The organism is Chryseobacterium scophthalmum, from assembly GCF_900143185.1.
Taxonomy (GTDB): Bacteria; Bacteroidota; Bacteroidia; order Flavobacteriales; family Weeksellaceae; genus Chryseobacterium; species Chryseobacterium scophthalmum.
The window spans coordinates 541,173-563,335 of record NZ_FSRQ01000002.1 but is presented as its reverse complement, the minus strand read 5'-3'; the positions used below and the strand labels follow the sequence as shown (position 1 = coordinate 563,335).

Annotated in this window: 20 protein-coding genes; 6 read left to right on the top strand and 14 right to left on the bottom strand. The window is 33.5% G+C overall.

The window, feature by feature from the left end:
* Positions 1-50 precede the first annotated feature (50 nt).
* Complete coding sequence (locus BUR17_RS21010) at positions 51-884, top strand: M23 family metallopeptidase (RefSeq protein WP_317043315.1); 834 nt, start codon at positions 51-53, stop codon at positions 882-884.
* A gap of 345 nt (positions 885-1,229) precedes the next feature.
* Here BUR17_RS21010 and prfA read toward each other — a convergent pair whose 3' ends face one another.
* From prfA to BUR17_RS12750, 14 genes are all read right to left on the bottom strand, one after another.
* Positions 1,230-2,315, bottom strand: a complete 1,086-nt coding sequence (gene prfA / locus BUR17_RS12815) for a peptide chain release factor 1 (RefSeq protein WP_074230753.1) — start codon at positions 2,313-2,315, stop codon at positions 1,230-1,232.
* A 105-nt stretch (positions 2,316-2,420) separates the two neighbouring features.
* Complete coding sequence (locus BUR17_RS12810) at positions 2,421-4,553, bottom strand: hypothetical protein (RefSeq protein WP_074230752.1); 2,133 nt, start codon at positions 4,551-4,553, stop codon at positions 2,421-2,423.
* Between the two features lies 1 nt (position 4,554).
* Positions 4,555-5,079 carry an LptE family protein gene (locus BUR17_RS12805; protein WP_074230751.1) on the bottom strand — a complete coding sequence of 175 codons (525 nt, stop codon included), beginning with the start codon at positions 5,077-5,079 and terminating at the stop codon, positions 4,555-4,557.
* A gap of 19 nt (positions 5,080-5,098) precedes the next feature.
* On the bottom strand, positions 5,099-5,806 hold the full coding sequence (locus BUR17_RS12800; RefSeq protein WP_074230750.1) for a hypothetical protein: 708 nt from the start codon (positions 5,804-5,806) through the stop codon (positions 5,099-5,101).
* 15 nt (positions 5,807-5,821) lie between these two features.
* Positions 5,822-7,114, bottom strand: coding sequence for a sigma-54 interaction domain-containing protein (locus BUR17_RS12795; protein ID WP_074230749.1), 1,293 nt, complete (start codon positions 7,112-7,114; stop codon positions 5,822-5,824).
* Positions 7,115-7,198: 84 nt separating this feature from the next.
* A complete protein-coding gene (locus tag BUR17_RS12790) occupies positions 7,199-7,630 on the bottom strand; it encodes a hypothetical protein (protein ID WP_074230748.1) in 432 nt (143 codons plus the stop codon).
* A 69-nt stretch (positions 7,631-7,699) separates the two neighbouring features.
* Positions 7,700-9,139: a tRNA (N6-isopentenyl adenosine(37)-C2)-methylthiotransferase MiaB gene (gene miaB / locus BUR17_RS12785; protein ID WP_074230747.1), complete on the bottom strand. Its 1,440-nt coding sequence runs from the start codon at positions 9,137-9,139 to the stop codon at positions 7,700-7,702.
* A 170-nt stretch (positions 9,140-9,309) separates the two neighbouring features.
* On the bottom strand, positions 9,310-10,032 hold the full coding sequence (locus BUR17_RS12780; protein WP_074230746.1) for a hypothetical protein: 723 nt from the start codon (positions 10,030-10,032) through the stop codon (positions 9,310-9,312).
* A gap of 71 nt (positions 10,033-10,103) precedes the next feature.
* Positions 10,104-10,517: an energy transducer TonB gene (locus BUR17_RS12775; protein WP_074230745.1), complete on the bottom strand. Its 414-nt coding sequence runs from the start codon at positions 10,515-10,517 to the stop codon at positions 10,104-10,106.
* Positions 10,518-10,520: 3 nt separating this feature from the next.
* Positions 10,521-11,003, bottom strand: a complete 483-nt coding sequence (locus BUR17_RS12770) for an energy transducer TonB (protein ID WP_074230744.1) — start codon at positions 11,001-11,003, stop codon at positions 10,521-10,523.
* A 60-nt stretch (positions 11,004-11,063) separates the two neighbouring features.
* Positions 11,064-12,305: an MFS transporter gene (locus BUR17_RS12765; protein ID WP_074230743.1), complete on the bottom strand. Its 1,242-nt coding sequence runs from the start codon at positions 12,303-12,305 to the stop codon at positions 11,064-11,066.
* Positions 12,306-12,484: 179 nt separating this feature from the next.
* On the bottom strand, positions 12,485-13,684 hold the full coding sequence (lysA, locus tag BUR17_RS12760; RefSeq protein WP_185116691.1) for a diaminopimelate decarboxylase: 1,200 nt from the start codon (positions 13,682-13,684) through the stop codon (positions 12,485-12,487).
* A 258-nt stretch (positions 13,685-13,942) separates the two neighbouring features.
* The gene (locus tag BUR17_RS12755; protein WP_074230742.1) at positions 13,943-15,166 is read right to left on the bottom strand and encodes a 3'-5' exonuclease; all 1,224 of its coding nucleotides are present in this window, start codon (positions 15,164-15,166) and stop codon (positions 13,943-13,945) included.
* 125 nt (positions 15,167-15,291) lie between these two features.
* Positions 15,292-16,818 (bottom strand): helicase HerA-like domain-containing protein, encoded by a 1,527-nt coding sequence (locus tag BUR17_RS12750; RefSeq protein WP_074230741.1) that lies wholly within the window; start codon positions 16,816-16,818, stop codon positions 15,292-15,294.
* Between the two features lie 503 nt (positions 16,819-17,321).
* Here BUR17_RS12750 and BUR17_RS12745 point away from each other — a divergent pair.
* The 5 genes from BUR17_RS12745 to trxA all read left to right on the top strand — a co-directional run bounded on the left by BUR17_RS12745 (position 17,322) and on the right by trxA (position 22,110).
* Positions 17,322-17,948 carry a helix-turn-helix domain-containing protein gene (locus BUR17_RS12745; protein ID WP_159437601.1) on the top strand — a complete coding sequence of 209 codons (627 nt, stop codon included), beginning with the start codon at positions 17,322-17,324 and terminating at the stop codon, positions 17,946-17,948.
* Positions 17,949-18,500: 552 nt separating this feature from the next.
* Positions 18,501-19,670: an autotransporter outer membrane beta-barrel domain-containing protein gene (locus BUR17_RS12740; protein WP_143747585.1), complete on the top strand. Its 1,170-nt coding sequence runs from the start codon at positions 18,501-18,503 to the stop codon at positions 19,668-19,670.
* Positions 19,671-20,019: 349 nt separating this feature from the next.
* Positions 20,020-21,429, top strand: a complete 1,410-nt coding sequence (locus BUR17_RS12735; RefSeq protein WP_074230738.1) for an MBL fold metallo-hydrolase — start codon at positions 20,020-20,022, stop codon at positions 21,427-21,429.
* Entirely contained in the window at positions 21,430-21,795 is a 366-nt protein-coding gene (locus tag BUR17_RS12730; protein WP_074230737.1) for a rhodanese-like domain-containing protein, read from the top strand.
* 15 nt (positions 21,796-21,810) lie between these two features.
* A complete protein-coding gene (trxA, locus tag BUR17_RS12725; RefSeq protein ID WP_066678943.1) occupies positions 21,811-22,110 on the top strand; it encodes a thioredoxin in 300 nt (99 codons plus the stop codon).
* The last annotated feature ends 53 nt before the right edge of the window (positions 22,111-22,163 follow it).

Here is a 22,163-nt window from a genome sequence, read left to right as displayed (position 1 = left end):
CAATGAAAATGGTCTATACTTGTAATGGATTTGTTTTAAACCAAACACTTATGAAAAATATTTTTGCATTTATTCTTATTATTCAGGCTGTAACAATAATGGCTCAGAAAAATATAAAAATGTATCCCGAAAGAAATGGCGACTCTATTACGTACTATGCAGACAATCTCGAAATTTATCCTGTCTCTTTGGTTTTTAGAGGTCAACCTGAAGTAAATAATATGAAAAAGCCTGAGCTTTTTAAAACGACACAGGTAATTCCTGCAAAAACCACAAAAATGAGAATAGCCTATTTTGTGGTGAATGACAATCAAAAAGGTTGGGGCGTAAAGAAAATGCCCGGTTATAATAGTTATATTGGAGACATCACCATTAAAAATTACGATAAAAACTACACCTACGACTTACCATTTGGCAAAGGAAAAGCTTTTTGGATACATCAAGGGTATAATGGAACATTTTCTCATCAGAACGAAAATTCTTTAGACTTTATCATGCCTGAAGGAACAGAAATTTTATCCTCCAGAGAAGGCTTAGTCATCGATGTTGTAGAAAACAATAATCAGGGCTGCCCAACCAGAAACTGTGCTTCTTATGGTAATTATGTTTCAATTTTGCATTCGGATGGTACGATTGCGCAGTATTATCATTTACAGGAAAACGGAGCGCAGGTGAAAATTGGTGATACTGTAACGAAAGGGCAACTCATCGCTCTAAGCGGAAATACGGGTTGGAGCAGCGGTCCGCATTTACATTTCGTCACTTACTTACCAAGTGCAACAGGGGATAAAAACAGAGTTACTGTAAAAACACTTTTTAAAACCGGATACGGGGATAAAGTTGAATATTTGGAAGAGAGAAAATCGTATTCGAGAGCGTATTAGGTTTCGTTTTTACTCAAACAGGTCTGTTTAGATCTAAATATATTTTAATTTGGGTTGAAACAATACTGTTTGTCATCAAATTTGTTTTACATTAAGCTAAAACAACCTTGTTTGTGATAAAATACAGTTGCATTTGGTTTAAAACAATCCTGTTTATGACCAAATAACTTTTACTTTGATTACAAACAATGGTAATTGTAACTAAATACATTTTTATTAAACGTAATAAATTTGATAGGATTTTATCCTATCCTTTAATAGATCGTCCCTTCAGGACTTTTAAGGAATTGTTAAAAAAAAAGCTTCCGATTACTCAGAAGCTTTGTATTTATTAAAAGAAATAATTTAGTAATTATCTTCTTCTCCTTTCATTTTTTCGGCGTTTTCTGCCATGATTACGGCATCAATCATTTCAGAGATATCACCATTCATATAGGCATCAAGATTGTACATAGATTTACCAATTCTGTGATCGGTAACTCTTCCTTGAGGATAGTTGTAGGTTTTGATTTTTGCAGAACGGTCACCTGTAGAAACCATCGATTTACGCTGTGCAGCGATATCTCCCACCGCTTTTTGAACTTCTATATCGTATAATTTGGTACGAAGCATTTCCATTGCCAACTCACGGTTTGCTAACTGAGAACGAGCTTGCTGACAAACAACAACCATTCCTGATGGTTTATGCGTTAACTGTACCTTTGTTTCAACCTTGTTTACGTTTTGTCCACCCGCTCCACCAGAACGTGAGGTCTGCATTTCGATATCTGCAGGATTCAATTCAAAATCTATTTCTTCCGCTTCCGGTAAAACGGCAACAGTAATCGCAGAAGTGTGTACTCTACCTTGAGATTCTGTTTCAGGAACTCTTTGTACACGGTGTACACCAGATTCAAATTTCATGATTCCGTAAACACCGTCTCCTTCAATTCTTAGAATTAGTTCTTTGTATCCTTTAGCTGCCTCACTAGAATCTGTGATCTCGTGCTTCCAACCTTTGGTTTTAAAATACATAGTATAAGCTCTGTAGACATCTTCCACGAAAATCGCAGCTTCGTCTCCACCAGTTCCGGCACGAAGTTCTACAATAACGTTTTTATCGTCTGCAGGATCTTTAGGTATCAAAAGAACTTTCAGCTCATCTTCCAAACCTGGAATCTTTTCTAAAGCTTCATTCTTTTCGATTTTTGCCAATTCTACAAAATCTTTATCTGAACCATCTGCAATGATTTCATCAGATTCTTCGATGGTATCTAAAGCTCCTTTATATTGATCGTAAACTCTTACAATTTTCCCCAAATCACTATATTCTTTGTTTAAAGAAGAATATCTTTTCTGGTCTGAAATGACATCAGGTTGAATAATAAGATCCGCAACCTCATTATATCTCTGCTTTATCGCTTCTAATTTTGGAATTAATGACTTAGACATATTAAAAATTTAGTTTGCAAAGATACGGAATTGACAACGAAGAACAAAAGCCCATTTTCATGAGCTTTGATTTTTAATTTTTTTAATCCAAATTGAGGATAAATTTTAGTTTTTCCCTCTGTTATCCTTTACTTCCTGAATTCTGTTTTCAAAATATTCTTTTCTGTCAGGATGCTTTTTTATTAATGTGTGGAATGCATTGATTGCTTTGGTGTACAATTTCTGCTCAATATAAAGATTAGCTAAAGTCTCGGTCATCAGGTGAGAAATGTCGTCTGTTTTTTCTTTAACAACAAAATTTACCTCATCTTTTAACTGGCTGATTTTAGGATTGTTTTCTATGAAAGATTCAATCACTTTATTTTTAGTCTCAATTTTTATCTTTTCAACTTCTTCGGTTCTGTCAATTTTCAGCCAGCTTTGCCAAGTATTGATAAAGCCAGGAACATTACTGTCTAAAAGCGTTTGATTTTCTTCTTTTAAAGATAATTCTTCAACTTTTTCTTTTGGAGAATCTTGTTGTTTCTCTTCTTCTTTTTTTATGGCTAAACTTGAAATATCTGTTCCAAAGAAAGAAACATTCATCACACGAGCTTCTTCTTTTTCAGTAGAACCAGCGATTTCAGGTTCCGAATTTTCAACTTCATTTACCGTTTCCTCTGAAATATTTTCTACAACAGTTTCTGATTTTTCTTCTTCTAAAATAATCTCTTCCAAAACTTCTTTTACTTCTTCAGGCTTTTCTTCCTGTACAGATTCTATTTCTATTTTTTTGCTGAATGAATCTGGTGTATGAGATTCAAAACTCATTGGTTTCCAACCAGAATTTTCTTCTTTTACCTCTTCTAAAACAGGTGCATCATTTTTTTCTTCTGAAGTTCCGGCTTGAATCACCTCTGCTTTTTCTTCAGCTTTAGTTTCATTTTCATTTGAAACAACAAAATCCTGGGTTACAGCAAAACTTATTTCTTTTCCACTTTCTTCTTCCAGTTCGTTTGCTTTTGCTTCAGCTTCCTTTTTATGAGCAGCTTTCATCTTTTTCTCAACTTCTTCAATCAGACGACGCATTTCGTCTTCATGCTTATTGATATTAGAATTTGTTATTTCAGCAGGATTTATTTGTTCTGAAACGGGAGCTTCAATTTTAACTTCCGGTAAGAAAGCATCTGTTCCATGGAAACTTAATTCAGATTCATCATTGATTTTTTCAGCAACATCTTTAGAATTAATTTCATCTTCATTGATGATGACTTCCGGATTTAAAACTTCAGTAGTTTCTTCTTTTTCAGCATTTTCTTCTGAATTTTCATTATCAATAGATTCTTCTGTCTTAACTTCCGTTTCAGGTTCAAAAGATTCTACTTCAAGGAAGCTTACTTCAGATTCATCACTGATTTTTTCTGTAACTTTATCAGAATCAATTGTATCTTCATGAATAATCACTTCAGATTTTGCAACTTCTAAAACATTTTCTTTATCAATATTTTCCGTTGGAATTTCATTTTCAACAGGTTCTTCTTTAAGAACTTGTGTTTCAGGTTCAAAAGATTCTGTTTCAAGAACATTAACCTCAGTTTCTGCACTTTTTTCAGAATCAACCATATCTTCATGAATAATTTCATTAGAAGTTTCTACAGAAGGTGTTTCATTTGTTGTTTCTTCCGCTTCAACAGTACGTTTAATCGGGAAAGAAGATTTTTGAGTTACAATTACTCCAGATTCGAGCGTAGATTCCAAATCGATGGTATCTGCATTTTTTTCTTCCAGGTAATTTTCTTCACCTTCAAATAAAATTCTGTTACGTTCACCGTTAACAACCACATGTTTTATTTCAGCTTTTGGAGTAGCCAAATCTTCTGAAGCAGCTTTATAATCATGTTTTGGGAACGTTTTTTTCTCTTTTACCCACCAAAAAGGCTCTTTGGTATTCTGAGTTTTATTTTCCTCAGGTTTATCAGCAATAATTTGAGGTTCTTTCTCAATAGATTCAGCTTTTCTTTGCTGAATTTTCCCGTTAATCAACTGATACAGAATCTTCTTATCTGTGGTATAAGCCGCAGTTGTAGACAATTCTTTCTGATAATTTTCTTTATCAAAAAGGTGAACACCATACAAATGCAAAGCACGGATGTTTTGAATATAAGGGAAAGAATTAATTTCTTCTTTCAAAAGATGCAGATCTTCTGACTGTATGTTTTTCGGATTTTTTAATAATTCTAAAACTCTAGTATTCATCATATTACCAGTTCGCTACAATGTCGTTAAATATTTTATTGATAATTCTATCCGTAACAAGTTTTACCTGAGAAGTTTCAATCTGACTTTGAGAAAGATTACTGTTGAATACTGCTTCATCAGAGAAATTTTTATCAAAGCTCAATTCTGGGTGCAGTTTGTTTTCGTAACGAACTTTCACCGTGATTGTCAATTTATTCTGAGATTCCTGAATCGTTCCACCCGCAGTTGTCTGCTGTGTTGTAGAGCTGATCGTAGTTGGGGAAATTGAATAATCTGTAATTTCACCTTCAATCAAAATATCCGGATTTTGTTTTGTCCCTTTCAGAGTGGTACGCTGCAAAAATCTGTTTTGAATATCTGTAGAAAACTGCTGCGCCAAAGTAGGGTTTACTAAAGCTGCATTATTGGGAAACTCATTGATTTGTACGGTCTTTTCATCTGTAAGAGATGAACCTGTAAAAGAATAGCAAGAGTTTAAAAATCCTACAGATATGATTAAAAGGAAAAGATTTTTCAACTGATTCATTTTTTAAATAATTTTAAACTTAATATTTTTCGGTAATACCGATTTCGGTAATTTCGTCGTATTCAATTTGTTGAATCGCATCTTCGTAAGCAAAGTAATTCGCTGTATATGCGAAAGGAATTGTTAAGAAAAGTCCAATTCCACAAGCTATAACACCTATTTGTGCCAAAATACTCACTACTAATGAGAATAGGAAAATGTTTAAAAGATTTCCTTTTGTCATTACTTTAGAGATATTCCAAGCGGTTTTAATGTCTGTAATTCCTTTAAAGCTAATTAGTGGCAAAATATAAAATCCTTTTAACAGGAAATAATAAATCGCAAATAACATGACGAACATATATGGGAACATCAAGATTGGAAAAACAGGACTTACCTCTCCATTTGAATCTGCAGTTGCACCAGCGATACCTCCGAAAACTATAAAAGGAATGTATAAAACGATTACTCCTCCAATAATAATTAACTGTAAAGTAAAATAAGACATAAAGTCTTTAAAATCAAAAATTTCGCCTGCGCTTGGGTTTTGATTATTTTTTAATTTACGCAGATATTTGTAGAAATTCCCCATTGCCAAAATACCGCAAAACGGGATAATAGACATTAAGAAAGTGACTAAAAAGCCTACGAAAACTCCTCCAAAGTCTTTCTTTAAAAGTTCAAAGCCTTTGTTGATGTACTCGCCAAATTTAAAATTTATTGGTTTAGGTGTTAAATTTACATTCATGATTTTAGGTGTTGTTTATTCTTCTAAGTTATATTGTTTTATTTTCCTATATAAAGTTCTCTGAGAAATCCCCAATTCATCTGCCGCTCTGTTTCTTCTTCCATTGTGCTTTTCTAAAGCTTTCACAATTAGATCTTTCTCATTGTTCTGAAGAGATAAAGATTCTGGTCTGTTTTCTTCCACTTCAATATCTTCAAAATCTTCGTAAGTATCGTCAGAATTTGAGATAATTGTAGGATTCTGAACATTCTGATTCCCGTTGTTGTTATTTTCAAAATACAGCAACGAATTAGCATTTGCAGTTTGCTGAGGTTCAGGTGTATAAATTCTGCTTATTAAATTTTTCTCCTGATTGCTCAGATCTGCAGTTCCCCGATTCTTAATGAGTTCCGAAGTTAAGGATTTTAAATCATTAATATCATTCCGCATATCGAAGAGAATTTTATACATAATTTCTCTTTCGTTGCCAAAATCGGTCTGTTTTTGTCCGGTTGGTTGGTTCACAACCATTGGCAAATGGGCATCCATCGGAATATACTCTGTCAATTTTGCAACCGAAATATTTCGCTCACGTTCTACAACCGTCATTTGCTCAACCAAATTTCTTAGTTGACGCACATTCCCCGGGAAAGTATAATTTTCGATGTAATGTACTGCACTTGGTTCTAGTTCAAGTTCCGGCATTCTGTATTTTTCGGCAAAATCGATTGCAAACTTTCTGAAAAGCAAATGAATATCGCCTTTTCTTTCTCTCAAAGCAGGCATATCAATCTGCACCGTATTCAAACGATAAAACAAATCTTCACGGAATCTTCCGTCCTGAATTGCTTTCATCATATTCACATTGGTTGCGGCAACGATTCTTACATTGGTTTTTTGTACCTGTGAAGAACCTACTTTCATAAACTCCCCGCTTTCCAGAACTCTCAACAAACGAACCTGCGTCTGCAAAGGCAATTCCCCAACTTCATCAAGGAAAATAGTTCCGCCATCGGCAACTTCAAAATATCCTTTTCTGGTTGCAGTTGCTCCTGTAAAAGCTCCTTTTTCGTGCCCGAAAAGCTCAGAATCGATGGTTCCTTCCGGAATTGCGCCACAGTTAACGACAATATAAGGCTGATGTTTTCTTTTAGATTCTGAATGAATGATTTTTGGGATAAATTCTTTCCCGACACCACTTTCCCCGACGACCAAAACGGAAATATCGGTGGGTGCTACCTGAATAGATTTTTCTAAAGCTCGGTTTAAAGCCGGAAAATTTCCGATAATCCCGAAGCGGTTTTTTATATTTTGAAGCTCGTTACTCATGAGTAAAATTTAGATTGTTTGATTAAATTTCGTCTACTTTATCATCGTAGATTCTTAATTAGTTGAAATAATTTGATTTAAATTTTAAGCAACCAAATCCAAATAATCTTTGTTTCTAATCTTCGAAACTTTACTTTTAAAATATAAAACTTCAGCAAAGACATTCTCTTTGCTTTCTTTTAAAAAATTGATTAAAATCTGACAATGCTTTTCTTTTTCAGAAAATGCGATGCCTGTTTTATGATGAGAATAGTTTTGATTTTTCTTAGAGAAAATATTCCCTAAAAGATCTATCGCATTCTGTTTGTCACTGATTGCGAACTTGCGTCTCGATTTTTCATTTAAAAAAATCTTTTCTAACGCATGACTTTCTTTAGAATTTAGAAATTGATTGTAAATTTCATACAGCTGTTTGCAATCTTCACTTCGAAGATTCCCACTGCTGATTTGTGCCGAAATATTACTGCAGATAATTACCAATAAAACACTAAGGCAATACTTCTGAAACTTTTCCATTGTCTTGTTTATTTGTTAATTGATAATATTTTTTATTCTAAAGTTTAAAGCTGATCAACTAAAAACTAATTAATTTTTTACAGTTTCCCCTAAAAGTGTGCCTTGTGTATTGTCAAATACAAAAACGTTCACAATGTCACCCATTTTCTGACCTTCCTGCATATCAAAAACGCAAACCGCATTTTGAGAATTTCTTCCTTTCCATTGGTTTTTGTTCTTTTTAGAAATTCCTTCAATTAAAACTTCGTGAACTCTTCCAACATAACCTTCCATTCTTTTTCTTGAAAGCTCGCCCTGCAAAGCAATTACTTCTGCGAGACGTCTTTGCTTCACATCTGCCGGAATATCATCTTCCATCTTCTTGTGAGCCGGAGTTCCCGGTCTCTCAGAATAAGAGAACATATAGCCGTAATCGTATTCTACTTCACGCATCAAGCTCATCGTTAATTGATGATCTTCTTCGGTTTCGGTACAAAATCCGATAATCATATCTTGTGAAAACGAAATATCCGGAACGATTTCTTTTCCTCTTTTAATTAAATCTAAATATTCCTGACGCGTATGTTGACGGTTCATCAATTGCAGAATTCTATCGCTTCCGCTTTGTACCGGTAAATGAACATATTTACAAACATTATCATGCTTAGCAATCACTTTGAAAACCTCTTCCGTCATTTCGTGAGGATTGGAAGTTGAGAATCTGATTCTCATTTGCGGAACTGCAACCGCAACCATATCTAAAAGCTGAGCAAAATTAACCGCTGTTAATTTTTGCATTTCTGATGCTTTTGCAAAATCTTTTTTCGGACCGCCTCCGTACCAAAGGTAAGAATCGACATTTTGACCAAGCAAAGTAATTTCTTTATAACCGTTTTCCCACAAACTTTTACATTCTTCAATAATCGAATGCGGATCACGACTTCTCTCGCGACCTCTGGTAAAAGGAACTACACAAAAAGTACACATATTATCGCAACCTCTTGTAATCGTTACGAAAGCTGTAACGCCATTTCCGCCTAAACGAACTGGATTAATATCTGCATACGTTTCTTCTTTTGAAAGAATAACGTTGATTGCGTCTCTTCCATCTTCAGTTTCTTTTAAAAGATTAGGTAAATCTCTGTATGCATCGGGACCAACAACCAAATCTACAAGCTGTTCTTCTTCTAAAAATTTGGTTTTAAGCCTTTCAGCCATACAACCCAAAACACCGACCGTCATGTTTGGTCGTTCTTTTTTTAGATTTTTAAACTGAGCAAGACGCATTCTTACGGTTTGCTCTGCTTTTTCACGAATAGAACAGGTATTAAGAAGAATTAAATCAGCCTCTTCCACTTTAAGAGTGGTATTATAGCCTTGCTCATTAAGAATTGACGCAACAATTTCAGAATCAGAGAAATTCATCTGACAACCATAGCTTTCCAAGAATAACTTCTTAGAATTTCCATCTTTTTCTGCAATCGCAAAAGCTTCTCCCTGTTTGGTTTCGTCTATATATTTTTCCTGCACTTTTTCAAAATTTGAGATTTGAAATTAGTAATTTTTGAAACTAATAAAATAATTTCAGGCTGCAAATTTTTAATTTCAAATTAAATTAGTTTGCAAAGATACAAAATCTTATGACAGATTGTCAGACAAATGATTTAGAGTTAAAAAGACTTTTTTTAAATAAAATAGAATTAATTGGCATTAAATCTAATTGGCATTCTGAAAACCTGTTTTATGGGCACACCTTTATAGTAACCTGGCTTCCAGTAAGATTTACTCGTATTAGATGCGCAATCTACAACCATTTTATTAAACTTTTCTAAGTTAGACTGATTATCAATATAAAAAAAGCCGGCTTCTCCGCTTGTATCTACATCAAAGTTAATGGTGAAAGAATAATCTATATTAGATTTATACCCATTCACATCAAAACATTTAGCAAAATTTTCTCTAAACTTCTTAATATCACTTTCTTTATCTTTATACATGTAAACGGGTTTTGAGAATTCCTCTTCACTAAATCCTTTATCAAATAAGAAGTCATCTGTAAAAAGGCTACAGAACATGGCTGGTGTTTTATTTCCGTTTACTTCTGCCGCTTTCCAATTTTTCACATGTTTCATAACCTCCAAGACCTTATTCTTCATACATTTATTATTTCCAACAGCAATTGTATCAGGATCTGCAACATATTTCACTTTATTATCCGGATAAATAATAAACCTCATAAATAATGCTTCTGTTTTGTCGCAAGGTTTCATGTTATTCTTTACTACAGCTTCTCTAATATCATTATTGAAGCCCTGTCTTCCTCCTTCATAAAAATCCTGACCTTTTGGATGACTGTATAAAACCTGTGCATTGATAGCACTACAAAAAATTGATAAAGCGAGAATAAAAATTTTAATTTTCATGATAAAAAAATATTAAAAAAGTCATTGCAAAATACAACGACTAATTCAATTATTAATATATTTTAAAATAATTAATCTCCATGATCAAAATGATCTGAAGTAAAATTAATTTTAATTACTTTTTTTGAAACGACAGGTTTTCCATCCTGCATTGCAGGTTTCCATTTTTTCTTAACTCTTTTAATGGCGAAATTCATATCATCTATAAACAATTCGCTGTCTTTTACTTTAGGCAAAACCTTAAGATTCTCAACTTTTCCCTCTGTACTGACATCAAAAAGAAAAGTAAACTTACCATTCACCGCATATTTATCCATATCAATATAGCCATGAATCATTTTTAAAAACTCTTTACTGAAAGCATCATCACCTCCTGGAAATTCAGCTTTCTCTGTTACAGTAAATTTTTCAGATTCAGCTTTAGGTTCTTGAGCAAAACTTTTAAACCCTATTAACAGAATAAATACAAAAAAATATTTCTTCATAATTTACATATCGGCAGATAATGATGAGAAGCTCATCTTAAGTTTCATTTCAGATTTTACGGGTTGTCCGTTACACATTGCAGGTTTCCAGTCTTTTTTAATTCTTCTTACCACATATTGCATATCATCAAAGAAAACATCACTGTTCAAAACTTTGGGATCTCCGGCTACATCAATTACTCTGCCCATCGCATCAATGGTGAGTGTAAATGTAAAATCGCCTGTTAAAGTATAAAAATCTGAATTCAGATACGTATACATGTATTTTCTGAGAATAGTTTTGTAAGCTGCAGCTCCTCCTTCAAAACTTGCTGCCTGAAAATCGTTGCAACCTTTCACAGCAACCTGCATAAAAGGTTCTTTAATGTCTATTTTTAATAGATTTTTATTATTTTCTACGATGAAAGATTCATCTCTGTCTTCAAGATCCTGAGCAAACGCGAAATTTGCCACAAAAAGCCCTATAAATAATACTAGTGTTTTCATAAAATATTTTTTAAAACTACATAAAAAATTAAGCCAAAAAAAGTAGCTTATCTTTTTTATCTAAATTTTATTTTCAACCTGAACCTTACTTCCTGTTTCTTTAAGCATTAGTGAAATAACAATTGCTAAAACAATTCCTCCAATCCAGAAAAAAAGTGAATTTTGAAAATGAATATTTGCATCAGATAAACCTAAATCTTTACCAAAAAAGCTACTAAACACAGGACTTAACAATGTAGTCACGCCAAAAGTTATAAAATTAATTGCTCCTGTAGAACTTCCTTTCACGTAATCCGGATTGGTTTCTTTTATCACAGAATACGGAATCATTGCCGCTCCCGAACCTAATCCTAAAATAAACATACTCACTTTTGCAGAATATAAATCTGGCAATACAATCATCTGCAGCAAACTTAAAATCATCAAAATTGCACCACCAATCAAAACAGGTTTTCTTCGCCCTATTTTATCTGTAATAAAACCGAGCAAAGGACACCCGAAAACCCAACCAAAAGCAACCATTGCACTCGTTACTGCCGCATCATGAAAAGCAAACTGTTTGTCTTTTTCGAAAAAAGCAACCGCCCAAGTCATCGCAAAAATAGTTGTCGGAGCAAAAAGTAATCCTGAAATAATTCCGCAAAGCCAGGATTGAGGATTTTTAAAAACGATTTTATATGGTTCCAAATATCCTAAATGTTTCGGTTGATTATCGGTAGAATTTTCGCTTTTCTGGTCTTTAGGAATAACAAAAAATAAACAAAATGCTGTAATAATAGTTGCCACTCCGGACCAAAGCCAAAAAGTATGAATACTCACTCCTGATTCTATCCATGGTCCAACTACAAACTGTCCCGCTGTTCCACCCAACATTCCTATACATTGAGTGACTCCAATTGCTGTTGCCAAAGATTTTGAAGAAAATCCTTTACTCGCAAGATAAACACATCCCGGAAAAGCAAAAGCACAACCTGCTCCCTGTAAAAGCCTTCCTGAAACTCCCGCAAACTGGGTTGAAAGTAAAAATAACAGACATCCAATTCCTAAAATTAAAGTTCCTACAAAAAGAGATTTTTTTGCCCCGAATTTGTCTAGAGCAATCCCCGCAATCAAGCTACAGGTAGAATATGTGTAGTAATAAGTTCCTATCATGCTGATAAGTTTCAGCTCGGTGGTATTGAAATTATCAACCAATTGAGGGATCATTACCGCAGGAGCAGACCGAATCACATAATCTAAAAAATAAAAGACCAAACCGAATGCCCAAGCGATGATATAGAATTTCTTCAGAGAACTACTCATTATAACTATTCTTTATTGTATTTGTAGATATATTTTGGCAGTTATTTACCAAAATTTTTAAACCATTTTATAGAAATCAAATGTAAGCAATTGTTAAGCTTCCAAAAGAATCAATGATTGTTTTCTGAGATTTAAATTAAACAAAAAACTCCACAATTTCTTGTGGAGTCATATTATTCTTAAAGAATTTCAATCTGATTTCTCAAAAGATCCTCAAATTCATCTCTTTTTCTGATTAAATGCGCTTTTCCGTCTAAGAAAAGAACTTCCGCAGGTTTTAATCTTGAATTAAAGTTTGAACTCATTTCAAAACCATAAGCTCCTGCATTATGGAATGCTAAAATATCGCCTTCTCTTACTTCATTCAGTTTTCTGTCCCAAGCAAAGGTATCGGTTTCACAGATGTTTCCAACAACAGTATAAATTCTTTCCGCTCCTTTTGGATTAGATAAATTTTCAATCTGATGGTAAGAATCATAGAACATCGGACGAATTAAATGGTTAAATCCTGAATTTACTCCAACAAAAACGGTTGCAGTAGTTTGCTTGATGACATTAGCTTTCACTAATAAATAACCGCTTTTTCCAACTAAAAATTTTCCAGGTTCAAACCAAAGTTCGAATTTCTTCCCTGTAGATTTTGAAAATTCTGCGATTACTTTTTCTACTTTTTTACCTAAAGTTTTCACATCGGTTTCTTCTTCGCTGTCTTGGTAAGGAATTTTGAAACCACTTCCCATATCCAGATATTTCAGATTCGGGAAATGTTCAGATAATTCAAGCATAATATCAAGAGCCTGAAGGAAAACATCAGGATCTTTGATTTCGCTTCCGGTGTGCATGTGAAGACCTTCTACATTCAGATTGGTAGATTTCATTACTCTTTCAATATGACGAACCTGATGAATAGAAATTCCGAATTTAGAGTCGATATGACCTGTAGAGATTTTGTAATTACCCCCGGCAAAAATATGCGGATTGATTCTTACCAAAATTGGATAGGTGTTTCCGTATTTGTTACCGAATTGCTCAAGAGTAGAGATGTTATCGATATTGATATGAACTCCGTGTGTCATTGCTTCCTCAATTTCAGCCAAATCAACACAGTTTGGAGTGAACAAGATTTTCTCTTTCGGGAAACCTGCTTTTAGACCTAATTTAACTTCATTTATTGAAACACAATCCAAAGAAGCACCTAAGTTCTTTACATATTTTAAAATATTAATGTTGGTCAATGCCTTTGCAGCATAGAAGAACTTTGTGTGTTTTAAAAAAGAAGATGTAAGTTTCTCGTATTGGATTTTAATCGATTCTGCATCGTAAACATACACCGGTGTGCCAAATTCGCTGGCGATCTTTAATAATTCTTTTGAATTCATAATTTCAATTTTACATAAAAAAAGGCAGATTCTTCCGAAAAGAGTCTGCCGCAATAATTATTTTTTATGCAAGGCAACTCCTTAAATATTCCAAACCTTAGAGAACCTTACAGTTCCCTTTTTACCAGTTTTATTTTGTTTAAAATTTTGCATTGCTTTTTTTATTCTTTTGCAAAAGTACTATTTATTTTGCGAAAACATTAATTTGAAAAAATTTTTCTTCTTGACAAAAATACAGATTCATCTAAAAAAGTTCTTTTATTTTGGTAACGGTAACGTCTCAAAATCACCTCGAAGCAGCGCCAATTGTAAATCATTGATGAGGTCGCCAGTCGGCAAAGGCAAGTCTATTTTCAGTTTTGAAATTTTACTCATGGTCTGAATTTGAGTAAACAATTCGTAAAAACCATACGACGTTACTTTTCCGTTATCAATGATCAGGAAAAGTTTTTCACCAAGCTTTCTTCCGCTTCCCAGCCAAAGCTCGTTTCTTTTTCTAAAATCGATTTTCTTTTTGAAAACATTGATATCTTTAAATTCTTCAATTTTGCTGATAAACTGTACCGCTTTTGAGCCTTGTGTGAAAGCTTTAAATTTAAGAATCGGTTTTTCGGTTTTATTTAAAGTATTTTTTTCTACTAAATATTTATCATTTCTAAAATACAGCCCGAAAGGCAATGTTTCTCTCTTTTTTATTCCTTTTGAATTTAAAATCAACTTGGCGATAATATCAGTTCCCGTCAGTTCAAAATTGATTTGCTCAACCTCAGTCTGAATATTTTCCCATTTTTTTGATTTAGAATTAAAAAGCTTTTTAGAAAACTTATTAATATCCTGCACATAATCTGAAAAAATAATTTTTCCGGCTTCATTCTGGAAATAAACAAACCCTTTTTCGCTTGGTAAATCCTGAGTTAACAACTTGATTTTATTGATGTAAGTTTTAGCATTTGTTTCCTCATGTTGCTCCTGAATAATCTCGTTATTCGTATCTTTTGAAAGTAATAATTTAAACAATTCTAAAGTTGCTCTTGCATCACCTTCTGCACGATGTGCGTTAACCAACGGAATCCCTAATGATTTCACCAGTTTCCCCAAAGAATAACTTACCTCATCCGGAATCAGCTTTTTCGCTAAAGGAATTGTATCTAAAGTATTGATTTTAAAATCGTAACCCAACCTTTGAAAAGATTGACGAAGCATTCTGTAATCGAAATCTATATTGTGTCCTACCAAAGTCGTCCCTTCTGTAATTTCCACTACCCTTTTTGCCAATTCATGGAATTTCGGAGCAGTTTTCACCATTTTCGGGCTAATATTCGTCAGCTTTTGTACAAAGGGAGTAATCTCGCTTTCCGGATTAACGAGCGAAATAAACTGGTCTACGATTTTGTGACCATCATATTTGAAAATGGCGATATCTATAATGCATTCTTTTCTAAAACCTGCACCATTGCTTTCTATATCTATAATTGAATACATTATAATCTAACTTAATCTTCTATAATCAAAAATCAAACCTTTTGAAATTTTGATTTTACTAAAAGGCAATTCTGCTAAAATAATGAAATTACTTTAAGAAATCCAAAAACCGACCACTCAAAACACTATCTTTTTCTTCCACCCAAGCCAAACATTCCCAGAATCGCTTTTGCACCTTCTCTCATCAGAGTATTGGCGAAAGTTCTTCCTGCACTGCTTTTAAGAACCTGCTCAAACATTCCCGGTTCTTCTTTCACTGGTTTTGTTTTTTGAGTTGGAGCCGAATTTTCAACAGCCTGTTCCATTCTTCTTACTAAAATTTCGTAGGCAGACTCGCTGTCGATTGGTTTTTCATATTTTGAAACCAATGCAGACTTTGATGTTAATTCTGAAACTTCGGCATCATTCAACACATCCATTCTTGATTCAGGAGAAATCAGATACGTGTGAACAAGCGGTGTTGGAATTCCTTTTTCATCCAAAGCGGTGATAAAAGCTTCCCCAATTCCTAAATTCTGTATCAACTCAGAAGCATTATAAAACTCTGTTGTAGGATAATTTTCAACCGCTTTAGAAATTTCTTTTTTATCTTTTGCGGTAAAACCTCTCAATGCATGCTGGATTTTTAAACCCAATTGAGAAAGAACATTTTCAGGAACATCACCAGGAATCTGAGTAATAAAGTAAATCCCGACACCTTTAGAGCGAATCAGTTTTACCATCGTTTCGATTTGCGAAACCAGTGCTTTTGAAGATTCATCAAAAATCAAATGCGCCTCATCAATGAAGAGAACCAATTTTGGTTTTCCACTATCACCTTCTTCAGGGAAACTCATATAAATTTCAGCAAAAAGCGAAAGCATAAATGTTGAAAACAGTTGTGGCTTGTTTTGAATATCAGCAACTCTTAAAATATTGACAACACCTTTTCCATCACGTGTTTCCAACAAATCGTGAACATCGAAACTCAGTTCACCAAAGAAATCTGCGGCACCTTGCTGCTCTAAAGCAACAATTGACCTCAACATTGCCCCTAAAGAAGCTGGAGCAATAGAACCGTAATTGGCAGACAATTCTGCTTTACCTTGCGGATTATCGGTTACATATTGCAGAACTTTCTTTAAATCGTTTAAATCAATTAAAGGCAAACCTTTATCATCGCAATATTTAAAAACAATCGACATGATGCTTTGCTGAGTATCATTCAATTCTAAAATCTTGCTTAACAAAACAGGTCCAAATTCGGTAACCGTTGCACGTAATTTCACACCTTTTCCACCCGAAATGCTCATCAATTCAACAGGAAAAGCCTGCGGATTATACGGAAGCTGTGTTTTTGCATATCGTTCTTCAATGATAGAATTCATTTGTCCCGCCTCTGCAATTCCCGAAAAATCACCTTTGATATCTAAAACCAAAGACGGAATTCCTGCATGAGAAAGCTGTTCGGCGAAAACCTGAAGTGTTTTTGTTTTTCCAGTTCCGGTAGCTCCGGCAATCAAACCGTGACGGTTGATAGTTTTTAAAGGAATCGTAACATTGACTTCAGTAACTACTTCGCCATCCAACATTCCTTTTCCTAAAATAATATGTTCTCCTTTTGGAGTATATCTTGTAGAAAGTTCTTCGATAAATTTTGTTTTGTCTGCCATTTGATATTTTTATGATTTAAAGATATGATTTTTAGTGAATATTAAAAAAACAACTATATTATTGCAATACTCTATAAAAAAACAAAAATAGCTAAATGATCTATATGAATTTGAATATCATTAGTTTAAATCAATTCTCAATTTTCTAAATGTCGATAAAATACTTATCAGTAAATTGCCGAAGTAAATAACCTGCATCTTTAACAAAAAATTTTGATAGTGGAAGAAAGCAATGACTTATGTACATACTCGGTAAATAATTTAGTTCCTACCATCCAACAATTAGAAGGTTTTAATATCTGTAGCTTAGAAGATTTTTCAGTTCATGTAAAAAGCTTAAGGCATAATCATCGTCATGATTTTTATTCATTGTTAATCATTGAGTCTGGATTTGGCTCTCACACAATCGATTCAATTTCCTATAAAATTAAAAAAATCGTATTTTTTTAATGACTTACGGACAAATACATTCTTGGGAAGAATTAAAAAACGCGAAGGGTTTTATGATTAATTTTACAAAATCTTTTTACAATCATATCTATACCGGAAACCGAAAGATAAAAAGCGATCTGATAAATCTTGGAGATGTACCATATATAGATGTTGATGCATCTTCTATTAAAGAATGGATTTCTTTGGCAAATCTTGTTAAAAACGAATATCGCAGGTCTAAAAATGAATATAAAGAATTGATTTGTCTTTATTTGAAAGCTGCCTTGGTAAAGTATAAAAGGTATTTTAATCTAGGAACCGATTCTATTTTACTGAAAAAAAACCATAAAAGTACATTGGCACAAAACTTTAAAGAACTGATTGACATGAAGTTCAAAGAATGGAAACTCCCAAAAGAATATGCAAACGAAATGTGTATTACACCTCATTATCTAAGCACAATTTCTAAAGCAAAATTTGGAAAGTCTACAGGAACAATTATTAAAGAACGTATAATTTTGGAGGCAGAAAGGCTACTAAAGAGTACCGACCTTACGGTAAACGAAATCGGAGGGAGATTAGGTTTTTCAGACAAGTCTAATTTTAACAAATATTTTAAAAAATATATGTACTGTACTCCTGAAGCGTTTCGTAATGAAAGGTCACGTGATGTAGAAATGCAGAATCACCTTGTGTGACACAACATACAATTATATACTTAGAAACCGTTGTGTATTTTGAATCTTTGTTTTTCGAAAATAAGTGAAACGGCTTTGTTCAACTTTATTTCAGTTTTTTAAACTCTTTGTATATCCTTGTGCTTTTTTTAATCGCCAAGACAGACAAAGTTTTTACAATAAATGCTTTCTTTAAGATAAACAAAGGCATTTCATTTAGAAAAGAAATACAATCGTTTAAATATCAATTATTTAATTTACAAAATGCACAACGGGTATACTTAAAATACTTTTTTTTGAATTCAACCTTTCATTCCTAATCAAAAAAAACAGATTTATTTATTGATACCGAAATAAATTTTTAAAATAATTAATTTTTATACATTTTCAATATTTTGTGATTTTCATCAAATAAATACCACACAAGAACAAAATCACACCACATAATCTGTTTATCAGTAATTTAAATTTGCAAACCTCTAAGTCATTTCAAAATCTCATCTTCAAAAAAACAAACCTTGATTATGGATTTTTGTAATTTATCATGTATTGTAATTTAATTTATAAAAAAGAATGAAGAAAATAATACTAATAATAAGTATGTTAGGTTCTATTATTTCGATTGCCCAAGTGGGAATAAACACCGAAAGCCCAAAAGCAACCTTAGACATTATGGCAACTCCATCAGATTTTTCAAAAATTGATGGAGTCATTGTTCCAAGGCTTACAGGAACCGAACTAAAAGCAAAGGATAGCCTTTACAACGTTGACCAAAAATCCGCTATTGTATATGTAACCTCACCATTAAATATTGCAGATGTAAGTCTCAAAACAAAAAATGTAACGAGTATAGGAATTTTCTATTTTGATGGTGATGTTTGGCAAAAAGTAAACACAGGAAACAATTGGTCTATTTCTGGGAACACAGCTTCAGCAGATAATTTTATAGGAACTACAAATTCTAGTGATTTTGTAATGAAAACTAATAATACCGAAAAGGTGCGAATTTATCATACAAAAAATTCAAAGAATGAGATTAAAGCCATTACAGGAGGTGATTTAATCGTGAATGACATTACCGTAGGAAGGGGAACAGGTAATAAAAGCAGTAATACAGTATTAGGGAATCAGGTTTTGACAAAAAACACCACAGGTACACATAATGTTGCGGTAGGTAGTTACAATTTATATAATAGCACTTCAGGAGCCTTAAATGTAGCAATAGGTAATAACGCTATGGTTGCGAATACGACAGGCAATGGAAATATCGCAGTAGGACAAAGCAGCCTTCTTTTTAATACAACAGGTTATGAAAATATTGCGATCGGACACAGCACTTTATCAAACATCAATAATAAAACAGGAAGCCACAATATAGCAATCGGATTTACAGCAGGAAATAAAATTGCAGATGGTACGACCAATAATATCATTATCGGAGCTAAACAAGATGTAACCTCTAGCTCTGGGAGCAATCAACTCAACATTGGAGGTGCAATTTTCGGAACAGAACTTACCGGAACAGAAGCTGCACCATCAGGAAAAATAGGTATTAATAATATAGATCCCGCAGAGACATTGGATATAGATGGTGCTCTAAAAATTTCCACAGATTATTCCGACAATGCTTTGACCGATGGCGCTGTCACTCCTATTCCAAATGGTGGTGAAGGAACAATTGTTTTTCAAGATCAGCATTTTTTCGGCTGGACAGGGTCTGCCTGGAAACAACTGGATAACTAAAATTAATTCTTATACATCATCCATTATCAAAACTTTCAAAGTAAAAAAGAACATACACTTGAGTTTTTTACTTTGAAAGTTCTTTTTTGGTAATAACTGAAGACAAAAGTCATATATCTAAACATAGTATTCAATTGATTTAAACAAATCTTTAACATAAAATAATTTTTAATTCAAGGATTGAAAAGCTAAATAAGAAGCATTAAAACACCGATATTATTTTATAATTTAGACTAAATAAGACTTTATAGATTTATTCTATTACAACAGATATTTTATTTTAGCGGGTATTAAAAAATAAAATCCGATTTTTGTAGATTAAAGAACAAAAAAAATTCTCACCCTAAAGATGAAAATTGAGCAAATATATACAGGCTGTTTAGCACAAGGCGCATATTATATCGTATCAGAAAATGAAGCAGCAATCATAGATCCGCTGAGAGAAGTAAAACCATATCTTGACCGTCTTGAAAAAGACAATGTCACTTTAAAATATATTTTTGAAACTCATTTTCATGCAGATTTTGTTTCGGGTCACTTAGATTTAAGTAAAAAAACCAATGCTCCTATTGTTTACGGACCCACTGCACAGCCTGAATTTGAAGCAATTATCGCTGAAGACAACCAGATTTTTGAAATCGGAAAGATCAAAATAAAAGTACTTCACACTCCGGGTCACACGATGGAAAGTACAACCTATCTTTTAATTGATGAAAACGGTACAGAAACTGCTATTTTCACAGGAGATACTTTGTTTTTAGGTGATGTAGGGCGACCTGATCTTGCTCAGAAAGCGGGAAGCGTTACGCAGGAAGATCTTGCAGGAATTTTATATGAAAGTTTACACAATAAAATTCTTCCTTTAGATGACAGTATTACGGTTTATCCGGCTCATGGAGCGGGTTCGGCTTGCGGAAAAAATATGCAGAAAGAGACCGTAGATATTTTAGGGAATCAAAAAAGAACAAATTATGCGCTGAATCAGCCTGATAAAGAATCATTTATAAGAGAAGTTTTAGACGGATTAACTGCGCCACCCAAATATTTCGGGATGAATGTTGCCATGAATAAAGGTGGTTACGATAGCTTAGATACGGTGATGGATAGAGGTTTAAACCCTATTTCGGTAGAAGATTTTGAAAGTTTTGCTGAAGAAACAGGAGCTTTGATTTTAGATACAAGAGGACCTGCAGATTTTCATAAAGGATATATTCCAAATGCAATCAATATCGGTTTAAAAGGTGATTTTGCACCGTGGGTAGGAAGTCTTATCGTAGATGTAAAACATCCTTTATTACTGGTTTCTGACGAAGGAACTGAAGAAGAAGTTATAACAAGATTAAGCAGAGTTGGTTTTGATAATGTTTTAGGATATTTAAAAGGTGGTTTTGAAGCCTGGAAAAATTCAACAAAAGAAATCGACGAAGTAAAAAGAATCTCCCCTGCCGAATTTGCAGAAGCATTTAATGAAAATTCAAAAGTGATTGATGTAAGAAAAATCGGAGAATATTCAGCGGAACATATCGACAACGCTTACAGCAGACCTTTGGATACAATCAGCGACTGGGTTTCTACCATTGATGATTCTGAACATTTCTTTTTGCATTGTGCAGGAGGTTACAGAAGCATGATTGCAGCAAGCATCCTTAACTCACACGGAATCAGAAATTTCACAGAAATAGAAGGCGGTTTTAACGGCATCAAAAAAACAGAAAAACTTCCTGTTTCAGATTTTGTATGTCAATCTAAAACATTGTAGATGAAAGTAAAAATAGGTGCGCTAATTCTGATTTCAGTATTTGCGTTAAATAGTTGTAAAACAAAAGCAGTATCAGACAATACTATTAAAACCAATATCAAGGAGGTTGTAAAAAGCTCCGACATGGTTTTGGTTGACGTAAGAATTCCAGAACAATATTCTGAGGCAACAGCGAAAGACGCCGTGAATATTCCTTTGGCTGAACTTCAAAATAATATTGAAAATCTGAAAGGAAAAAAAGTAGTGGTTTTCTGCAACAAAGGTATACAGGCGGATCAGGCTGTAGAAATTTTGAAGAAAAACGGAGTTGAGGTTTATGACGGAACCACCTGGAAAAATGTGAAAGCCATTCAGGAAGAAAAATAATAAAAACGAAATACGATGTCACAAAAATTCCAAGAAATAATAGATTCTGAAAGACCGGTCTTAATCGATTTTTTTGCTACTTGGTGTCAACCATGCAAAGTACAGTCGTCGGTTCTGAATACAGTGAAAGAAAATGTTGGCGAAAAAGCCAGAATTATAAAAATTGATGTCGATCAATATCCTTCAATCGCTTCTCAGTATGGAGTGCGTGGAGTTCCTACCTTAGCAGTTTTCAAAAAAGGAGAATTGTTATATAAAGAAAGCGGCGTACATGACGTGAACCGATTGACGCAACTGTTGGAACAGTATATGTAAAAATATTAAGCCTACATATTGGCTGATAAAAAGGCTTAGATTATATAATCTAA